Genomic DNA, 17,144 nt, shown 5'->3' with positions numbered 1-17,144 from the left:
GGCTATTTCCGGTAGTACGCCCGGATCGCATTGACGACCGCGGCCGCGTAGCGTTCGCGAAACTCGGGATCGCGCAGGTTGGCCGCATCATCCTCGTTCGTGAGGTTGGCCACTTCGATCAGGGCTTTGGTGGCTCCCGAGCTGTAGCGGATGACGGCAGGGACCCACTTTCCGCCGCCCCGGTAGATGACATTGCGGATGGGGCGGTTGGCGTGGACGGGGATGCGGTCCCGGTGCAGCGCGCTCAAGAGGGCCTCGGAGAACTGCCGGCTGCGGGCCTCCCCCTGCAGTTTCTCCCGCCCGGTGAAGGCCACGCGGGAGGAGCGCCTCCCCTCGGCCACGCGGGCGGTCTTCGCGCCGCCGAGGGCGAAGGTCGTCGGCACCAGCGCCGCGCCGGGAACATAGATCATCGAGCCCCGGGCCGAGGGATGGAGACTGTCGGCGTGGAAGCTCAGGAACAGCGTCTTCTGGGCATCGCCCTTGGCCCGGCGGAAGGCGGCGAAGAGGTCGTTGGCCAGCACCCACCGCAGATGGACGCTCACGGCCGAAGGGCTCTCCCCATCCACCGCGAAGGGCGGGCTGGTGAGGATCTCCGCGGTGCGGCTGGGAGTCCGGATCAGCTCCCGGCTCTTGAGCCCGAGGCCGGGATAGACGATGGTGCTGCTCACCTGGGCCTCGGTCTCCTGTTCGAGAAGGCGGCGGACGCGCATGGCGATGTCGTAGACGAAATCGGACTCCCATAGGCCGTTGGCCCGGGCGCCGGGGTCCACACCACCATGCCCCGCATCAAGCACGATCCGCACGCCCTTGAGCTTGGGACCGGCTTCCACACGCACGGTGCGGCGGACCTCGGCGCGGATCTCCCGATCCTCCGCCAGCCCCAAGCTGCCCTCGGACTGGAACGGGTCGGCCAGGAAGGCGACGGGGATCTTGATGAGCTGGCCGGGCTGGATGCCGCGCACATCGGCGATGCCGCTGCGCTTGGCGATGCGGTCTGCAAGTTCATTCACGCCCTTGGGATCCACCCGGTCGGTATAGCGGATGACCACGCTCGAATACAGCGCCTCGCCCTTGCGCATGCGATAGGCCGCGTACTTGCCCTGCGCGTCCTCGCCGAAGGTGAGCAACCCGCGGTAGGCCGCCACCCGCGCCTCATCGTCCAGGTCGTCCTCGGGCTGGGAGCGGTCCGGCCCCCGCCCGGTGCCGCCCAGATCCACCGACAGCAGGCTGCGGGGGATGCGCCAGGTGTCGCCTTCCCGCAGTTTCTCCGGCAGGTCCGGGTTCTCGGCCATGAGGCGGTCGTAATTCTGTCCGTGCCCCGTGAACAGGGCCGCCAGGGTCCAGACCGATTCCACTTCGGGGTGGCGGATGATGTGGCGGACTTCGCCCTGGCGCCACTGGTCCTCAGGGAACAGGGCGGCCAAGGCCCAGCGCTTCCCTTCCGGGCTCAGGCCTTCGAAAGGCACCCACCCGCCCGGATCCATGCCCTTGGCCAGGAAAGCCCTCGGCAGGGCCTTCCCTTCGACGCTCAGGCCCTTCTTGAACTGGAAGCGGAGGAGGATGGCCCGGCCCTCGGGCGTCCGGGCGTGGGCCAGGATGGGCGCGGGCTCCTGCGCCACCGCGGCGAAGGCCACGGGTACGAGCAGAAGGCTCCGGCCGATCAGGCCTCCCACGGTGCTTCGCCCGCGGGCAGGGCTTCGCCGGATTTGCCGGCGCGAACCCAGGCCCGCAGTGATTCCTGGAGGCCCTGGGGGTCTTCGGCACGCGCGCGCAGGAACAGCTTCAGGCGGCGTTCCAGATGGCCCGCCCCCTCCTCCAGCAGGAAGAGCCGATCGTGGAGACGCTCGTGGGGCGCCTTCCCGGTGCTGGGGGGCAGCTTGAGCGTGCCCATGTCCAGGGTGGCGGCATTGAGGGTGAAGACCCACTCCAGGTCGCCCGAGAGCAGGCGCAGCTTCATCTTCGCGGGGCGCATGCCGCGGCTGAGGGCCTCGAAGGCTTCGCGGCTCTCGGCAGGGCTGCCCTTGCGGAGGGAGATCTCCTTCACCTCCCCCCGTTCCGAGGCCAGCTGGATGGCATCATCCACGAAGCAGCCGGAACCGTCGCCGTCCTCGCCGCTGGCGCCGCCCTCCACGGAGCTCCGCATCCACAACCACAGCAGGAACTCCTCGCCGAGGAAGCGCCCCTGTTCCATGAGTTCAAGAGGCTTCATCTCAGGCTTCCTCGAGTTCGAGATCCAGCGGATCCAAGGCCATCAGGGCTTCCACGGGCAGCTCAGGGCAGAGCCGCCCCGACAGCACCAGGGGCGCCAGGGGATGGATCTCGCAACCGAACGATTTGATGAAGAGGGTCGTCAACGCACCCTGGGCCTTGCTGGAGGAAGCCGTCGTCCAGAGGATGCCGCCCTTCAGATCCCACGCCACTTCCACCACCTTGGGCGTGGGCAGGACCTTGCGCAGCAGTTCCTCCTTCACTTCATCCTGCAGGCTGATCCGGGCCTCCTTGCCGATGAAGGCCAGGTCCTTCTCCTTCTGGAGGGTCTGGAGGCGCAGATCCACATGGGCCTTCAGCAGGGCCGGCGGGACCCGGCGCGTATCAATGCGCAGGCCCAGGACGGCGAAGCGCTCCTGGCTGACCCAGTCGGGGTCGGGCGGCGTGATCAGCGGGTTCCGCCAATCGCACCAGCCCATGCGCTCTTCCTCCACCCCATCCTGGAAAGGACGGAACTGATCCTGTTCGAGCCCGGCCTGAAGGTCCTTGGGGTCCGGGACGGGTCCCAGGACCAGGAAGCGTTTGAGGGACACGGTCCCCTGGAGCATGCTCATGAGGCACCCCCTCCGAAAAGCCCGCGAAGGCGGTCCCAAAATCCGCGACCTGCGGTCTGGGCCTGGGGATGCGCCAGATCGAGGGGTTCATCCGGCCCGGGTAGGGGAAGGCCGGGATCATTGAGAACGAGGACGACGCCGGTGACATTGTCCCGGGCGCCGTGCGCGATGGCCTCATCCAGGAGCCGCTCGAGCCCCTGCCGGGGGCTGGCGTCCTGGCCCAGCACTTCGCCGATGCGCGCATCGGTCACCTCGCCGTGCAGGCCATCCGAGCAGCAGAGCAGGCGGTCGCCCCGGCGAAGGACGAGGCGGGACAGCGCCACCCGCAGCGGCTGGGGCGAGCCCAGGGCCTGGGTGATCATGTTCCGCTGTGGATGGGTCCTGGCCTGTTCGCGGGTGAGGGTTCCCTGGGCCACCAGATCGTTCACCAATGTCTGGTCCTCAGTGATCTGGTGCAGCACGCCCTGCCGCAGTAGGTAGGCCCTGGAATCGCCGATCTGGGCGACATAGACGCAGCCGTTCCAGAGCACGGCGGCGGTCAGCGTGGAGCCCATGCCCCGGGCCGTGCGGTCATCGTCGGAGTAGCGCAACACGGCGTCGCTGGCCCTTTCCACGGCGGATTCCAGCGCCTTGAGCAGGTCCACTTCGCGGCCCTTGCCAGGCGCCAGGCGACCCCAGTGGCCGAAAAGATGCAGCGCCACAGCGGCCAGCCCTTCACGGCTGGCGACCTCGCCGGCTGCCGCGCCGCCCATGCCGTCCGCCACGGCCACGAGCAGACCGGGCTCGCCCACCTTCAGGGGTTGGGCCGGGCCGTTGATGATGGGCTCCTCGCCGTCCAACGCGCTGAGGAGGTAGGCATCTTCGTTGTTCCTCCGGACCTTGCCCGGATGGGTGATGGCGGCGTAATCGATCAGCATGAGGGGAAGACGGCCCTGACGGGAGGCGGAGTGCGGTGAGGTACGGGAAGCCCTTTCCGTTCATCATAGCGGGTGGAGGGAGGAATCCATGGACGAAGGACCTGCGGACGCGGATCTTCTGGACCTGCTCATCGTGGGGGCGGGGCCTGCGGGCATCGCCACCGCCGTGGAGGCCCGACAGGCCGGCATCCAGCGCATCCTGCTGCTGGAGAAGGGACCGAGCCACAGCTTCTCCATCGAGAAGCTCTATACGCCTGGCAAGCGGGTGGACAAGGTCTATCTGGGCCAGGCAGTCGATTGCGAAGGCGCCGTGTGCATCGTGGATGGCACCCGCGAGACCGTCCTGGAGACCCTGGATGGGTTCGTGCGGCAGTACGGGCTGGAGGTCCGGAGCGGCACCGAAGTCGCGAGCATCACCCCCCTGGAAGGCGGCGGATTCGAGGTGCTGGATGCCCGCAACACCCGGTACCGGACCCGGACGGTGGTCATCGCCATCGGCGTCTACGGGCGCCCCAACAAGCCCGATCATCCCATCCCGTCCAGCCTGAAAGGCCTGATCCACTTCGACCTCACCGAGGAGATCCCCCCCGGGGAGAGCGTCCTGGTGGTGGGGGGTGGGAACACCGCCCTGGAGTACATGGAATACCTCTATGCGGAGCACCCGGTGACCCTGGCCTACCGGGGGACCGAGTTCACCAAGGCCAACGGCGTGAACCAGCGGATCCTCCAGAACCTGGAGGCCGCAGGTCAGGCCGTGGTCTGGCGGAACGCCGGCATCGCCACACTGCGGGATGCCGGTGAGGCGCCTCGCGCCGAAGCCACCTTCAAGGACGGCAGGATCGCCCGGTTCCACCATGTCCTGTTCGCCTTGGGGGGCACCACGCCCGAGGGATTCCTCCGGCAGGCGGGGGTGGAACTGGACGGCAAGCACCCGCGGGTGGACCACCGCTTCCACTCCACCGTCCCTGGCCTCTACCTGGCCGGGGACTTGGTGGCCGGCGGCAAGGGCTCCATCGTGAAGGCCTTCAATACTGGCCGCGCCGTGGTGTGGGAGGGGCTCTGCCAGGACCACCTGGAATGCCGCATCCCCGGCACCGGGGAAAAACCTTGACGGGCCCCCTGGCCGTCCTCGGTCCCGGCGTCCTCGGCCTTTCCGCCGCCCAGTGGGCCGCCGAATGCGGTGTGGAGGTGCGTCTGCTCGGCCGGGACCCGGGCCATGCCGAGCGTGGCCTGCGCCAACTGGAAGACCGATGGATCACCGCCATCCGGAAGGGCCTCCTGACCCCAGCCGAGGTCGACCGGGCCCGGGGCCGGATCCGAACCGGGGCCCTCGGCCCCCGGGCCCTGGATGGGGTTTCCGCGTTGCTGGAGGCCCTCCCCGAGGCCCTGGACGGCAAAGCTGCGGCCCTGGCCTCAGCGGGTGCCTGGGGAGCCCCGGACCTGCTGCTCCTCTCAGGCACCTCCGCCCTGCCCATCTCCGACCTGGCCGGGGCCGCCGGGCTCCAGGGCCGGTTGCTGGGCTTCCATCTCTTCGTCCCGGTCCCCCGGATGGGCGTGGTGGAGATCGCGGTCCCCCCCGGAATGCCGGAAGCGCTGATCCTCCGGGCCCAGTCCCTTGGCCAGTCCCTCCGCAAGCGCGTGGTGACCGTGAAGGACCAGCCCGGCTTTGCCGCCGCCCGCATGGCCTTGGCCCAGGGCCTGGAGGCCATGCGGCTCCTGGAAGCCGGCGTGGCGACGGCTCAGGATCTGGATGCCCTGATGACCCTCGGATATGGCCATCCGGTGGGGCCCCTCGAGCTTTCGGATCGCGTCGGCCTCGACCTGCGCCTCCGCATCGCCGAAGGACTCTTCCAGGCTTCCGGGGATCCGCGCTTCGCTCCGCCGGAGCTTCTGCGGGAGAAGGTGGCCCGGGGCGAAACCGGACGCGCAGCCGGGCGGGGGTTCTTCCCATGGGATGCGCAAGGGAGGCGCCTATGAACACCCCCGTCCTCATCGTCTGTGGGCTGGTCCTCCTGTTCGTGATCTATGTCGCATATCGGATCGGCAAGGTGCTGCTGCGGGTCTTCGTGGGCCTGGCCGCGCTGGCTCTGGTAAGCTGGGGGCTCTGGAACCTCTTCCATTCCTGAATTCCCAGCATTCGAGGAGCAAGCATGGCCGCCATCTCCTGCACCCACTGCGGCGCCGATCTGACCGCCCCCCAGAGCGTGCGCATTGCCGAGTACCATTTCGGTCGCCTGGAGAAGGTCGCCGAAGATCCCGGATTCAAATACCACTTCGAGCAGGCGGACAACTACACCATCCTCTGCAATAGCTGCAAGCGCCTCGTCCGCACCCTCCCCATCGCCAAGTAAATCTTCTTCGTTCCACCTAAAGCAACGGCCCCATTCGGGGCCGTTGCTTTAGGTCCGGAAGGGCCTATTGGCGGAGCACTCGCGGCGTGATGAAGATCAGCAGTTCGCTGTTCTTCTCGGCCTTGGTGTCCTTGCGGAAGAGGAACCCGAGGAGGGGGATCTTGGACAGGAAGGGAACACCCGCCTGGCCCTGCGTGGAGTTGGTGACATACACGCCACCCAGCACCGCCGTGCCGCCATCCCGCACCAGCATCTGGGTTTCCAGGGCCTTGCGGAGGATGGTGGGGGTGCCCTGCACCGTGCGGCTGAAGTCGGCTTCCGCCTTCTCCAGCTTGATGTCCATGATGATGGTGCCCTCGTTGGTGATCTGGGGCGTGACATCCAGCTGCAGGTTGGCATCCACGAAGGCCACGGTGATCGCACCGCCCTGGGCGCCGCCCTGCTGGGTGGGATAGGGGATCTTCTCGCCGCTGAGGATGGTGGCCTTCTTGTTGTTCTGGGTCACCACCTTCGGGGACGACACGATCTTCACGGTGCCGTTGGATTCGAGGGCCTGCAGCACCGCGTTGATGCTGAAGCGGTTGCTGAGGAAGGACAGCCAGATCTCGCCAGCGGGAGCCGCCAGGGAGGTCACGCCATCCTTGCCGGGGGCCCAGGCGACGGCCGCCTGCTGACCCGATGTGGGCCGGTTGAAGCCCTGGACGCCGTTCCAGAAGGGGGACTGGGTGCCCACCCAGGGGGTACCCGTTGAACCCGTCCCGCCGGTGATGGTGGTGGCGCCGCTATTGGATGTGGGCCACTTGACGCCGAATTCGCGCTGCCAGTCCTTGTTGGCCTCGACGACGCGGGCTTCGATCTGAACCTGCTGGATCTGCACATCGAGGGTCTGGAGGAGGTCGTCGATCAGGGAGATGTTGCGCGGCAGGTCGGTGATGATGAGCGTGTTGGTGCGGTCGTCCAGGATGGCGGAGCCCCGCTTGGTGAGCATCTCCTTGAGGATCTTCTGGACCTCCCCGACCTTCGCATAGGAAAGGGGGCGGGTGATGGTCTGAAGCTCGCCGGACAGGGCCTTCGTCTCCTCGAGCTTCTTGCGCTCCTCTTCTTCCTTCTGGAGCTTGTCCATCTTGGCGACGCGCATCACGCCGTTCTGGATCTCCTTGCCGAGGCCCGCGTTCTTCAGGACCACATCCAGCACCTGGTCCCAGGGAGTGTCCGTGAACTTGATCCCGAGATTGCCCTGCACATCGGGATCCATCACGAGGTTGAGCTTCCCGGTATCCGCGAGGATGCGCAGGAAGTCACGGATCTCGGTGTTCTGGAGGTCGATGGTGATCTTCGCCCCCGTGTAGCGGGTGGTGGCCTCGCCCAGGGTCCGGCCGGTCCGGGACTGGGAGGGCGCTACGGCATGCGGCTTTTCGGCCTCGGGCACCTGAACTGCTTCCGGGCTCGCCACCGGCAGGGCCGTCGAGGCTGCCAGCTGGGGAAGAATCTGGAAGCCGCCGCCGAAGGCGGGCAGGCTGGCCAAGGGCTTGACGGGTGAGGGGGAGGAGGCTGAGGTGGCAGGCGTCATCACCGGGGAAACGGTGACCGGAGCGGAAGCGACGAGCGTCTCGGCAGGGATCGGCAGCAGCCGTGCAGGTGCCGCAGGAACGAAGGAGCCTTCGAGGCGGGCCTGCACACGGCCCTCACCGGGGGTCAGCACCAGCTGGACGCCATTGGGGCCGGAACCGACGACCACCTGGGTCCCAGGGGCGACTTCGAGCACCAGGCGCGTCACCGGCTTGGGCGAGGTCGCGAACTGGGCCAGGCGGGCCTTCTGGATCAGGGGGTGGGACAGGAGAAGCAGGTCCTTCTTGGTGACAGCGGAGCCGCGATCGACGCCAGGCAGATCCAGAACCACGCGGAGCGGGTTGGAAAAGACCTGGACGCCCGGCTGAGCGGACATCCCGGGGATGCCGAGCGACACCTTGGCACCCGGGCCGGCGGACTCGAGGATCGCCGAGACCAGGGTGGCCTTGGCGATCGAGGTTTCGGCGGCCGGCGAAGCAAGGAGGGATCCCGTGTGGATCCCCGCCAGGACCACGCCCCCTGCAACCAGCAAGGAACTCAGGCGAGCATTCATCGTTTACCCTCCTCACGCTTGAACGTCTTCGTGATGGTGCGGAATACAGAACGGTTGGTGGTGTTCAATTCCCATTGATGGAAAGTCACCGATTTATCGGAAATGCTGGTGATTTCCCCATCCTTGAATCGATGGCCCACGGGAAGCCATCGGACATTGCCGCGGCTGTCCGAAACAATGGCGAAATTCTTGCCATCTTTCCGGATCATCCCCTTGACCGCGATGTCTTCGATGACATCGAGCGCATCGACCGGCCGCTCATCGCTGGGGGCGGAGAAGGGATCCCGCAGGATGGAGGGCTTATAGGGGGTGATCTTGACGATCGCCACATCCTGGGGGGCCGGCTCGGCACCCGGGGATTCAGCCGGCTTGGCGGCAGGACCGGCCTGGGCGCTCAGGAGGGCGCCGGTGAGAAGGGGGAGGTACAGGAGTCTCTGGATCATGGCTGTTCCTCAATCCTCCTTGGCGCCGCCCTTGGGAGCCGGAGCCGGGGTGGGCTTCTTGACGGGCTCGGCCGGGGGAGGTTCGGGGTTGTAGACGAAGGCACTGATCGTGCACTTCACCGCGGCTGGATAGACGCTGCGGTTGTCAGTCTTGCGGGTGAACTCGATGTTGGAGATGTTGATGATCTTGTCGTAGCCCGAGATCAGCGAGGCGAACTGGCCGAAGGAGTGGTATCCCACCCGGAATTCGAATTCCACGGGCTTCTCGGTGTAGTAGGTGTCCTTCCGCTCCGGCTTGAGGGCGAACGAGACCTGGTCGATGCCGGCATCATCAGCGATCTTCTTGATGCGGTATGGGATTTCGCCGTAATCCGCTTCCGAAGGCATGATCTTGATGAGCTCGTCGATGCGCTTGTCCTGCTTGGCCACTTCCTCGCGGAGCTTTTCATAGTTGGCCTTCAGGAGCTTGCCCTTGTCCACCTCAGCCTGGAGGGTGTTCACATCGGCCCGGATGGTCTCCAGTTCGCCCCGTTTCCCACCGAGCAGGAAGTAGACCAGCCCGGCCAGAACGATGCCGGCCACCGCGCCCACGCCAATCTGTTTCTGAAGTTGGGGATTCATGGCCTACCTCAGACAGCGTTCTGGAGTTCGAAGGAGATCGTGAAGTCGAAGGAGCCGGTGCTCCCCCGTTTCGCGCCAGGGTAGTTGATCTTCTTGAACCAGCGGGTGCGGGACTGGAGGTTACCGTAGAAGGAGTTGATGGACTCGAAGTTCCTGCCCTCGCCCTCGATGGTGATGACGGCCCCCTTCTGGGAGACCTTCTTGAACCACACATCGTCCGGCAAGCTGCTCGCGAGCTCTTCGAGGAAGTGCACCGGCAGCGACTGCTGGCGCTTGAGGGCGGTCATCACCTCTTCCTTCTTCTGGAGGGCGGCCTTCTTGTCCCGGAAGGTCTTCTCCAGCGCGATGTAGGGTTCGTACAGCTTCTTGTCGCGTTCCAGCTCGGCCTTGTGCTTCTCGGCCTTGGTGAACTCGCTGTTCAGCCAGATGTAGTAGATGCCGCCGAAGGCGGCGAACAGGAGACCGACCACCACGCCGGCGATGGGAAGGCTGGAGCGGCTTCCGCCCTCGCCCGTATAGATCTGGACCGGCTCGGCCGCAGCCTTGTCCGCTCCCTTTTTGGCTCCGCCCTGAGCCAGCGCGTCACCCAGCAGGTTGATCTTGATCATCGGTCCCCCACTTGGCGCAAGGCCAGCCCGACGACGACGGCGGCGCCGCCGCCGATCTCCCGGACCGTGACGGGATCCTCGGTCCGGCCGTCGATTTCGATGAGCTGGAAGGGATTGAAGCGATCCACCGATACCCGGAGCCGATCGCTCAGCACATCCATCAATCCGTGGATCATGGATCCGCCGCCGCTGACCAGCACGCGGTCGAGACGGTCCACCTTGAAGCTGCTCTTGAAGAAGTCGAGCGTGCGGCTGAGTTCATCGGCGAAGGCATCGGACACCGCGTTGATCGAAGGCTGGATCTCCTCCGGCTCCCGCCCCTCAGAGGCCTGGTTCCGCTTCAGCCGCTCGGCGGCCTCGCGGCTCACGCCCCAATCCTCCATGAGCTTTTCGGAGTAGCGGCCGCTGCCCCACGCCATGTCGCGCCAGAACACCGACTTCCCGCCGACCATCATGGTGAGGTTCGTGAAGGTGGCGCCCATGTTGACCAGGGCGACGACCTCTTCCCGGCCCATGCCCGAAGTGTTGGCTTCGTAGGCGTTCTGGACTGCGAACACATCGACATCCACCACCTTTGGGCTGCAACCGGCCTGGGCCACGCAGCTGACATAGGCTTCGAGCTTGTCCTTCCGGCAGGCCACCAGGACGACATCCATGTTGCCGTCCGCCGCCCGCTCCTCGATGAGGTAGTAGTCCAGTGCGTAGGAATCCAATCCCTGTCCAGCGGGGAAGAAGCTCTCCGCTTCCCAGCGGACGGATTCGGCCAGCTCGGCCTGGCTCATCAGGGGAAATGTCACTTTTTTGACCATCACCTGCTGGCCTGACACTGAGATGGCCACATCCTTGGCCTTGATTTTCTGTTCTGCCAGAACCTGACGGATAGCCGACGACACAGCGTTGCTATCCATGATGTCGCCATCCACGATGGCGTCGGCCGGAAGGGGCACCTGCCCGAGTTTCTGCAGGCGGTAACGGATATTGCTGCCCTTCCCGATCTGCTGAAGTTCGCAGACTTTCACCGAGCTGGAGCCAATATCCAAGCCGACCAGACTTTTGGTTTTGCTTCCGAAAAGACCCACCGGACGCCTCACTTGGAGAATTTAGGTAGTTGGAAGGGTACCGCCGGAATGGATTAGGTCAAGGTTAACTGCGCTTGCATCAAGAATCCTCCGCGTCCAAACCGACCAGGATGGCGGTGATATTGTCTTCGCCGCCGTGCTCCCGTGCTATGAAAACAAGTGATTCCACAGCAGTTTGGAGATCATTTGACTGCTCTACGATGTCCCAGATCTGTTTATCACCGATCATTCCTGACAGGCCATCGGAGCAAAGCAAGAGTCGATCCGTTTTGCCCAGTTCCAAATCCTGGATCTCAATATCCAGCTCGCCCCCGTTTCCCAGGGCCTGGGTGATGACATTCCGGAAGGGGTGGACCCGGGCCTCGGACGGGGTGAGGATCCCGTTGGCCACCTGCTCCGCCACCCAGCTGTGGTCCCGGGTGACCTGATGGATTCCCTCGGCATTCAGGAGGTAGGCCCGGCTGTCCCCCACATGGGCCAGGGTCACCTTGGCGCCGTGGAACAGACCCGCCACCACCGTGGAACCCATGGTCTCCCGCTCCGGGTTTCGCCGGATGTCCTCCGCGATGGCCTGATCCGAAAGCATCAGGGCCACCCGCAACCGGTTCCCGTCATAAGAAAGGGAGGGGTTGTACTCAAGGGGCCAGGTGCGGTCCTTCTCCAGCGTCTCGCCCACGAAACGGGCGATGGTCTCCACCACGATCTGGCTGGCGACTTCGCCGGCCGCATGGCCGCCCAGTCCGTCCGCCACCACGAAAAGCCCCAGCCCCTCGTCCGCCAGGAAGCTGTCCTCGTTGTGTTTGCGAACACAACCGACATCCGTCTTGCCAGCGGCTTGGATCCTCATGATCAACCCTTTCCCGTCAGTCGGCCCCAGAGGTCCTTTAGCTGATCCACGAGACTCGGCGCAGCCGCGGCAGCTTTGCCTTTCGGCCCCTGCCCGGCTCCTGTCTTGGCGCCCTGGCCGCCCTTGGGGGCGGACTGCCGCAGCTTGGGGTGGTTGGGCGAGATCTCCCGGGCCTTCTGAAGGTGCCGCTGGGCCCGCGCCGTCATTCCAAGCGTTTGGAAGTGTCCCGCCAGCCGGATGTGGCTCTCCACATCCAGGGGGGCGAGGCGGACGGCCGCCTCGAGGGCCTTCACCACGGCCCGGAGGTCGCTGCCTTCCCGTTCGAGGATGGCGGCGAGAAGTGCGTGGTACTGAGGCTTCTTTTCGTCCAGCCGGATGGCGTAGTGGATGAGGGCCCGGGCCTGATCCACCCGTCCTTCGTCCAGGGCAGCCTTGGCCATGGCCGCCCAGTCTTCGGGCGTCCGCTCCTGAGCGGATTCGGGCTCCCGCTCCTTCTCTTTGGCCGGTGCCGCCGCGGCGCGCGGTGCCTGCTGCAGGGCCGTCAGCCGCTTGCCGGGATCCTTCAGGATGCTGAAGGCCTCGGCCAGCTCACGAAACTTTGCCTCCGCCTCGGCCTTCTCAGCTCCGGTGAACCGGTCGGGATGCCACCGTTTGGCGAGCCGGTGATACGCCGTCTTGATGTCCTCGGGTGAGGCATCCGGCGGGATTTCCAGCACATCGAATGGATTCATGGGATTCCGCGGTACCTATCGGGTCGGTGCAGCGCATGCGAGTGGAAGAACAGGGCTTGAGCAGAGGATGGTAGCCTATTTCCGATCCGAATGCAGGTCCAGAGCTATCGTGCTCGCTGGATTCCTCCGGGGAGATGCTGTCTCCACCCCGGTGGCCAAGGCTGGAAGAGACCCCCTCGTGATGGCAAAGTAGAAGGTTCCAGAGGAGCGGGCATGGGGTTGGGCACGGCGATGGACTGGCGCGAGGGCCTGGATGCCGGCGACCTGTCCTCCGAGGCCCTGGTCCGCGCCGCCTTCGACCGGATCCGGGACCTGGACGGAAACCTCCGCGCCCTGCTCGCCAAGGATGAGCCCAGGAGCCTGGCCCTGGCCCGCGCCGCCGACGCCCGTCTGGGCGCCGGGGAGCGGACCCCGGTCCTCGGGCTGCCCATCGTGCTCAAGGACAACCTCCACTGGTCGGGCCTGCCGATGACCTGCGGCTCCCGCGTGCTCGACGGCTATGTGGCGCCCTACGACGCCACCGTGGTGCGCCGGTTGCTCGAGGCCGGCGCGGTCCCCATCGCCAAGGCCAACCTCGACGAGTTCGCCATGGGTTCCAGTGGCGAATACAGCGCCTTCGGCCCCACCCGCAACCCCTGGGACCCCTCGCGGGTGCCCGGCGGCAGCAGCAGTGGGTCCGTCGTGTCCGTGGCCGCCGGCTACGCCCCCTTGGCCCTGGGCAGCGACACCGGCGGTTCCGTCCGCCTGCCCGCCAGCTTCTGCAATGTGACGGCGCTCCGCCCCACCTACGGCGTCCTCAGCCGCTACGGGCTCACGGCCATGGCCTCGAGCCTGGATCAGGTGGGCCCCATCGCCGCCACCGCCGAAGATCTGGCCCTGGCCTTCCAGGTCATGGCCGGCGTCGACCCCCAGGACAGCACCTCGGTGGATCTGCCGGAAGCCGAGCGGCTGGCGCCCCTCCGGGCCGCCGACCTCAAGGGCCTTCGCATCGGCCTTCCAAAGGAGTACTTCGCCGAAGGCCTGGAGCCCGCGGTCCGGGCCGTCCTCGACGGGGCCCTCCGGGAGTTCGAGCGCCTCGGCGCGCGGCTGGTGGAGGTGAGCCTACCCCACACCCGCTGCGCCATCGACACCTACTACCTGCTCTGCACTAGCGAAGTCTCCAGCAACCTCAGCCGCTTCGATGGCGTGAGGTTCGGGCTCCGCGTCCGTCCCTCCGAGGGCGGATTGCCGGAGATGATCGCCGAGACCCGGGACCAGGGCCTGGGCTCGGAGGTCAAGCGACGCATCCTCCTCGGGACCTTCTGCCTGTCCAAGGGCTACTACGACGCCTTCTACCTGAAGGCCCTGAAGGCCCGAACCCTCATCACTGGGGATTTCCACGCCGCCTTCGCCGAGGCCGATATCCTGGCCTCCCCCGTCAGCCCCGGTACGGCCTTTCCGTTCGGCGCCAAGACGGAGGATCCCCTGGCCATGTATCTCGCCGATGCCTTCACTGTTCCCGCCTCCCTGGCCGGGCTTCCCTGCCTTTCCATGCCCGCGGGCTTCACCGGCGGCCTCCCCGTCGGCATCCAACTCATCGGACCCGCCTTGTCGGATGTCCGTCTGCTCGAGGCGGCCCACGCCTTCCAGTCCGCCACCCGCCACCACTTCGAAACCCCGACCCTGTCCGCATAGGAGCGAACCATGGCCTTTGATGTCGTCATGCCCCAGATGGGCGAGAGCATTGCGGAAGCCACCGTATTGAAGTGGCACAAGAAGGTCGGCGATGTGATCGCCAAGGACGAGACGCTCTACGAGATCAGCACCGACAAGGTGGACGCGGAGATCCCCGCCCCCGCCGCCGGCACCCTGCTGGAGATCCTCGTGGAAGTCAACGCCACGGTCCCCGTGGGCACCGTGGTGGCCCGCATCGGCGCCGCCTCCGAGAAGCCCGCGGGCGCCGCCGCTCCGGCCCCTTCCTCGCCCGTGGCCGCCGCGGTCTCCGCCGTCACGGCGCCTCTCGCCGACGAGGATGACAACAGCCTTGAAGGCCGCCTCCGGACCAAGAGCAGCCCCCTCGTCCGCGAGATGGCCAAGCAGCACGGCGTGGATCTCGCCCGGATCCAGGGCACGGGCCAGGCTGGACGCGTCACCAAGGAGGACATGGAAGCGCATCTGGCCAAGGGCCCCTCGGCGGCCTCCTCAGCCGCCCCCTCACCTACGGCCATCGCCCCGGTCCTGCCCGCGGTTCATGATCCCTCCGCGCCCACGCTGGGCATCAGCCCCGCCCTCTCGGTGGCCCCCGCCCCCGCCATGCCGGCCTTCGCCGCGGGCGAGCGCGTGAAGGTCGAGCCCATGAGCCGCATGCGCAAGATCATCGCCGACAACATGGTGGCCAGCCGCCGCACCTCGGCCCACGCCTACACGATCTTCGAGATCGACATGACCCATGTGGCCCAGCTGCGCAACAAGCACAAGAAGGCCTTCGAGGCCCAGTTCGGTACGAAGCTCAGCTTCATGCCGTTCGTGATGATGGCGGCCTGCAAGGCGCTGCGCGCCTATCCCATCGCCAACGCCTCCGTGGACGGCGACAACATCGTCTACAAGCAGGACATCAACCTCGGCATCGCCGTGAGCCTGGACTGGGGCCTCATCGTCCCCGTGGTGAAGAACGCCGACATGATGAACCTGGGCGGCCTGGCCCGCAGCCTCAACGACCTGGCCGAGCGGGCGCGCACCAAGCAGCTCAAGCCCGACGAGATCAGCGGCGGCACCTTCACCATCACCAACCCCGGCGTCTACGGCGACACCTTCGGCCTGCCCATCATCAACCAGCCCCAGGCGGCCATCCAGGGCGTGGGCGCCATCGTGAAGCGGCCTGTGGTCATCACCGGCCCCGACGGCACCGACTTCATCGCCATCCGCCAGATGATGTTCAGCAGCCTCGGCTTCGATCACCGGATCGTCGACGGCGCCACCGCCGACCTGTTCATGGCCTTCGCCAAGAAGGAACTGGAGACCTCCACCTTCGGGTTGGAATAGCGGCCGCGCGATCCACCCATTAGGACCAGGAGAGAAGCCTCGGTATCGCCCCTCGCTTTTGGGGGCGATACCGAGAAGAAGGAACTGGAGACCTCCACCTTCGGGTTGGAATAGGCCATCTTCTGAGCCACACGAAAAAGCGGCCAGAAGGCCGCTTTTTCGTATGAGACAGATGCAAGTGGGCCGGCCATTTCATGCGTAGGAGGAAGTCTCCCTGACCATCTCCCGGTACATCGCGTACTCGCCCTGGAAGTGCAGCTGGATGATGGCGGTGGGGCCGTTGCGGTGCTTGGCGACGATCAGCTCGGCGGAAGGATCCGGCTCCTCGTTGGCCGAGGGGATCATCTTCCGGTGGATGAAGGCCACCATGTCGGCATCCTGCTCGATGGCGCCTGAATCGCGGAGGTCACTGAGCTGGGGGCGACCGCCGGTGCGGTGTTCCACCTCGCGGTTCAGCTGGGAGAGCACCACCACGGGAATCCCGAAATCCTTGGCCATGAGCTTGAGCCCGCGGCTGATCTCGCCGATGCGGACGGCCTCGTTCTGCTTGGCGCCGCGGCTGCCCTCGGGGCTGCTGAGCAGCTGCAGGTAGTCGATGATGGCGAACTCCACGCGGCGATTGCTCTGGCTGCCCTGCTTCACGATCATGTTCTGGATCTGCGGCACCGTGATGGAGGCCTGGTCGCAGATGAACAGGGGCATCTGGACCAGCTCGTCGCGGGCCTGCAGCACATGATCGATCTTTCCGGCCGCCCGGCCGGCCTGGAGATCCTTCATGTTGGTCTGGCTCTTGGCGGCCAGGAGGCGCATGAAGACCTCCTCATGGCTCATTTCCAGGCTGAAGAAGGCTCCGCAGTGCCCCGGGCGGCCATCGCGTTCCTGCGCCGCCCGCAGGATCCAGTTCAGGGCCAGGGCGGTCTTGCCGATGCCCGGGCGGGCGGCCAGCACGATGAGGTTGCCGGGCTGGAACCCCTGGGTCAGCTCGTCGAAGCGGGTGAACCCCACCCGGACACCGGGCGAGAGGCGCCCTTCGAGGCGCTCGTGCAGGCGCTCCATGGCGTCATCCGCCACGGCCTGGATGGACAGCAGCCCCCGCGCCTTGGCATCCCCCTGGGCCAGGTGGAAGAGGCTCTGGGCCGTCTGGTCCACCAGCACTTCGGGCGGTTCGTCCTCCTCGGCGGCCTGCCGTACCAGCTGGGCGCCGAGGTGCACCAGGCGCCGCAGCTTGGCCTTGCGGCGGATGACATCGGCCAGCACCTGCGGCCGTTCCACATCCTCTCCGGCCAGCAGCTCCACCAGGCCCGGGTAGCCCCCCACTTTGTTCAGGCTGTCGTCCTGATCCAGGGCGTCCTTCAGCGTGAGGGAGTTGACCTCGACCTGGGCCTCGATGAGGACCCGCAGCGCCCGGAACACGGCCCGATGGGCCGGGTGGACGAAGTCCTCTTCGGCCAGGGTGAACACGGCCTCGCTGGCGGCGAAACCCGCCCCCGGCGAGCAGCAGGTCGCCAGGAACGACCGCTCCGCATCAATATCCTCCGGAAGCCGTTCCGGAAGCCAGTCCGCCATCGCCGCTCCTGCCGAT

At 66.4% G+C, this 17,144-nt stretch carries 18 protein-coding genes; 6 read left to right on the top strand and 12 right to left on the bottom strand.

Annotated features, from left to right (window positions below; genetic code table 11):
- Positions 1-2: 2 nt before the first annotated feature.
- Genes QUD34_RS06475 through QUD34_RS06460 form a run of 4 tightly spaced genes read right to left on the bottom strand, consistent with a single transcriptional unit; the run spans position 3 to position 3,739 of the window.
- On the bottom strand, positions 3-1,673 hold the full coding sequence (locus QUD34_RS06475) for an N-acetylmuramoyl-L-alanine amidase family protein (RefSeq protein WP_286355783.1): 1,671 nt from the start codon (positions 1,671-1,673) through the stop codon (positions 3-5).
- Complete coding sequence (locus tag QUD34_RS06470; RefSeq protein WP_286355782.1) at positions 1,661-2,209, bottom strand: hypothetical protein; 549 nt, start codon at positions 2,207-2,209, stop codon at positions 1,661-1,663. The genes QUD34_RS06475 and QUD34_RS06470 overlap by 13 nt, the downstream gene beginning before the upstream one ends.
- 1 nt (position 2,210) lies before the next feature.
- Positions 2,211-2,822, bottom strand: coding sequence for a recombination-associated protein RdgC (rdgC, locus tag QUD34_RS06465; RefSeq protein WP_286355781.1), 612 nt, complete (start codon positions 2,820-2,822; stop codon positions 2,211-2,213).
- Entirely contained in the window at positions 2,819-3,739 is a 921-nt protein-coding gene (locus tag QUD34_RS06460; protein WP_286355780.1) for a PP2C family protein-serine/threonine phosphatase, read from the bottom strand. The genes rdgC and QUD34_RS06460 overlap by 4 nt, the downstream gene beginning before the upstream one ends.
- A gap of 88 nt (positions 3,740-3,827) precedes the next feature.
- Here QUD34_RS06460 and QUD34_RS06455 point away from each other — a divergent pair, with 88 nt between their 5' ends.
- From QUD34_RS06455 to QUD34_RS06440, 4 genes are read left to right on the top strand one after another with little or no spacing between them, the layout of a single operon-like run.
- Positions 3,828-4,850: an NAD(P)-binding domain-containing protein gene (locus QUD34_RS06455; protein WP_286355779.1), complete on the top strand. Its 1,023-nt coding sequence runs from the start codon at positions 3,828-3,830 to the stop codon at positions 4,848-4,850.
- A complete protein-coding gene (locus tag QUD34_RS06450) occupies positions 4,847-5,716 on the top strand; it encodes a 3-hydroxyacyl-CoA dehydrogenase family protein (RefSeq protein ID WP_286355778.1) in 870 nt (289 codons plus the stop codon). The genes QUD34_RS06455 and QUD34_RS06450 overlap by 4 nt, the downstream gene beginning before the upstream one ends.
- On the top strand, positions 5,713-5,865 hold the full coding sequence (locus QUD34_RS06445) for a hypothetical protein (protein WP_286355777.1): 153 nt from the start codon (positions 5,713-5,715) through the stop codon (positions 5,863-5,865). The genes QUD34_RS06450 and QUD34_RS06445 overlap by 4 nt, the downstream gene beginning before the upstream one ends.
- Before the next feature lie 24 nt (positions 5,866-5,889).
- On the top strand, positions 5,890-6,090 hold the full coding sequence (locus tag QUD34_RS06440) for a hypothetical protein (protein ID WP_286355776.1): 201 nt from the start codon (positions 5,890-5,892) through the stop codon (positions 6,088-6,090).
- A 64-nt stretch (positions 6,091-6,154) separates the two neighbouring features.
- Here the strand turns inward: QUD34_RS06440 and pilQ are convergent, their stop codons facing one another.
- From pilQ to QUD34_RS06405, 7 genes are all read right to left on the bottom strand, one after another.
- Positions 6,155-8,212 carry a type IV pilus secretin PilQ gene (gene pilQ, locus QUD34_RS06435; RefSeq protein WP_286355775.1) on the bottom strand — a complete coding sequence of 686 codons (2,058 nt, stop codon included), beginning with the start codon at positions 8,210-8,212 and terminating at the stop codon, positions 6,155-6,157.
- Positions 8,209-8,655, bottom strand: a complete 447-nt coding sequence (locus QUD34_RS06430; protein ID WP_286355774.1) for a hypothetical protein — start codon at positions 8,653-8,655, stop codon at positions 8,209-8,211. Before QUD34_RS06430 ends, pilQ begins: the two co-directional genes overlap by 4 nt.
- A 9-nt stretch (positions 8,656-8,664) precedes the next feature.
- Positions 8,665-9,276 (bottom strand): type IV pilus inner membrane component PilO, encoded by a 612-nt coding sequence (locus tag QUD34_RS06425; protein WP_286355773.1) that lies wholly within the window; start codon positions 9,274-9,276, stop codon positions 8,665-8,667.
- An 8-nt stretch (positions 9,277-9,284) separates the two neighbouring features.
- Positions 9,285-9,884, bottom strand: a complete 600-nt coding sequence (locus tag QUD34_RS06420; RefSeq protein ID WP_286355772.1) for a PilN domain-containing protein — start codon at positions 9,882-9,884, stop codon at positions 9,285-9,287.
- Entirely contained in the window at positions 9,881-10,963 is a 1,083-nt protein-coding gene (gene pilM, locus QUD34_RS06415) for a type IV pilus assembly protein PilM (protein WP_286355771.1), read from the bottom strand. Before pilM ends, QUD34_RS06420 begins: the two co-directional genes overlap by 4 nt.
- Before the next feature lie 79 nt (positions 10,964-11,042).
- Positions 11,043-11,810: a Stp1/IreP family PP2C-type Ser/Thr phosphatase gene (locus tag QUD34_RS06410; protein WP_286355770.1), complete on the bottom strand. Its 768-nt coding sequence runs from the start codon at positions 11,808-11,810 to the stop codon at positions 11,043-11,045.
- 2 nt (positions 11,811-11,812) lie between these two features.
- On the bottom strand, positions 11,813-12,541 hold the full coding sequence (locus QUD34_RS06405) for a J domain-containing protein (protein ID WP_286355769.1): 729 nt from the start codon (positions 12,539-12,541) through the stop codon (positions 11,813-11,815).
- A gap of 213 nt (positions 12,542-12,754) precedes the next feature.
- Here QUD34_RS06405 and gatA point away from each other — a divergent pair, with 213 nt between their 5' ends.
- Both gatA and QUD34_RS06395 read left to right on the top strand, forming a co-directional pair.
- A complete protein-coding gene (gene gatA, locus QUD34_RS06400; RefSeq protein WP_286355768.1) occupies positions 12,755-14,215 on the top strand; it encodes an Asp-tRNA(Asn)/Glu-tRNA(Gln) amidotransferase subunit GatA in 1,461 nt (486 codons plus the stop codon).
- Positions 14,216-14,224: 9 nt separating this feature from the next.
- A complete protein-coding gene (locus QUD34_RS06395; RefSeq protein ID WP_286355767.1) occupies positions 14,225-15,562 on the top strand; it encodes a dihydrolipoamide acetyltransferase family protein in 1,338 nt (445 codons plus the stop codon).
- 192 nt (positions 15,563-15,754) lie between these two features.
- On the opposite strand, the gene QUD34_RS06390 is transcribed toward QUD34_RS06395, so the two are convergent.
- The gene (locus tag QUD34_RS06390; protein ID WP_286355766.1) at positions 15,755-17,128 is read right to left on the bottom strand and encodes a replicative DNA helicase; all 1,374 of its coding nucleotides are present in this window, start codon (positions 17,126-17,128) and stop codon (positions 15,755-15,757) included.
- Positions 17,129-17,144: the final 16 nt, after the last annotated feature.

It is taken from the genome of Geothrix oryzae (assembly GCF_030295385.1).
GTDB lineage: Bacteria > Acidobacteriota > Holophagae > Holophagales > Holophagaceae > Geothrix > Geothrix oryzae.
The sequence above is the reverse complement of the archived record's forward strand: the minus strand, read 5'-3'. Positions and strand labels throughout refer to the sequence as shown.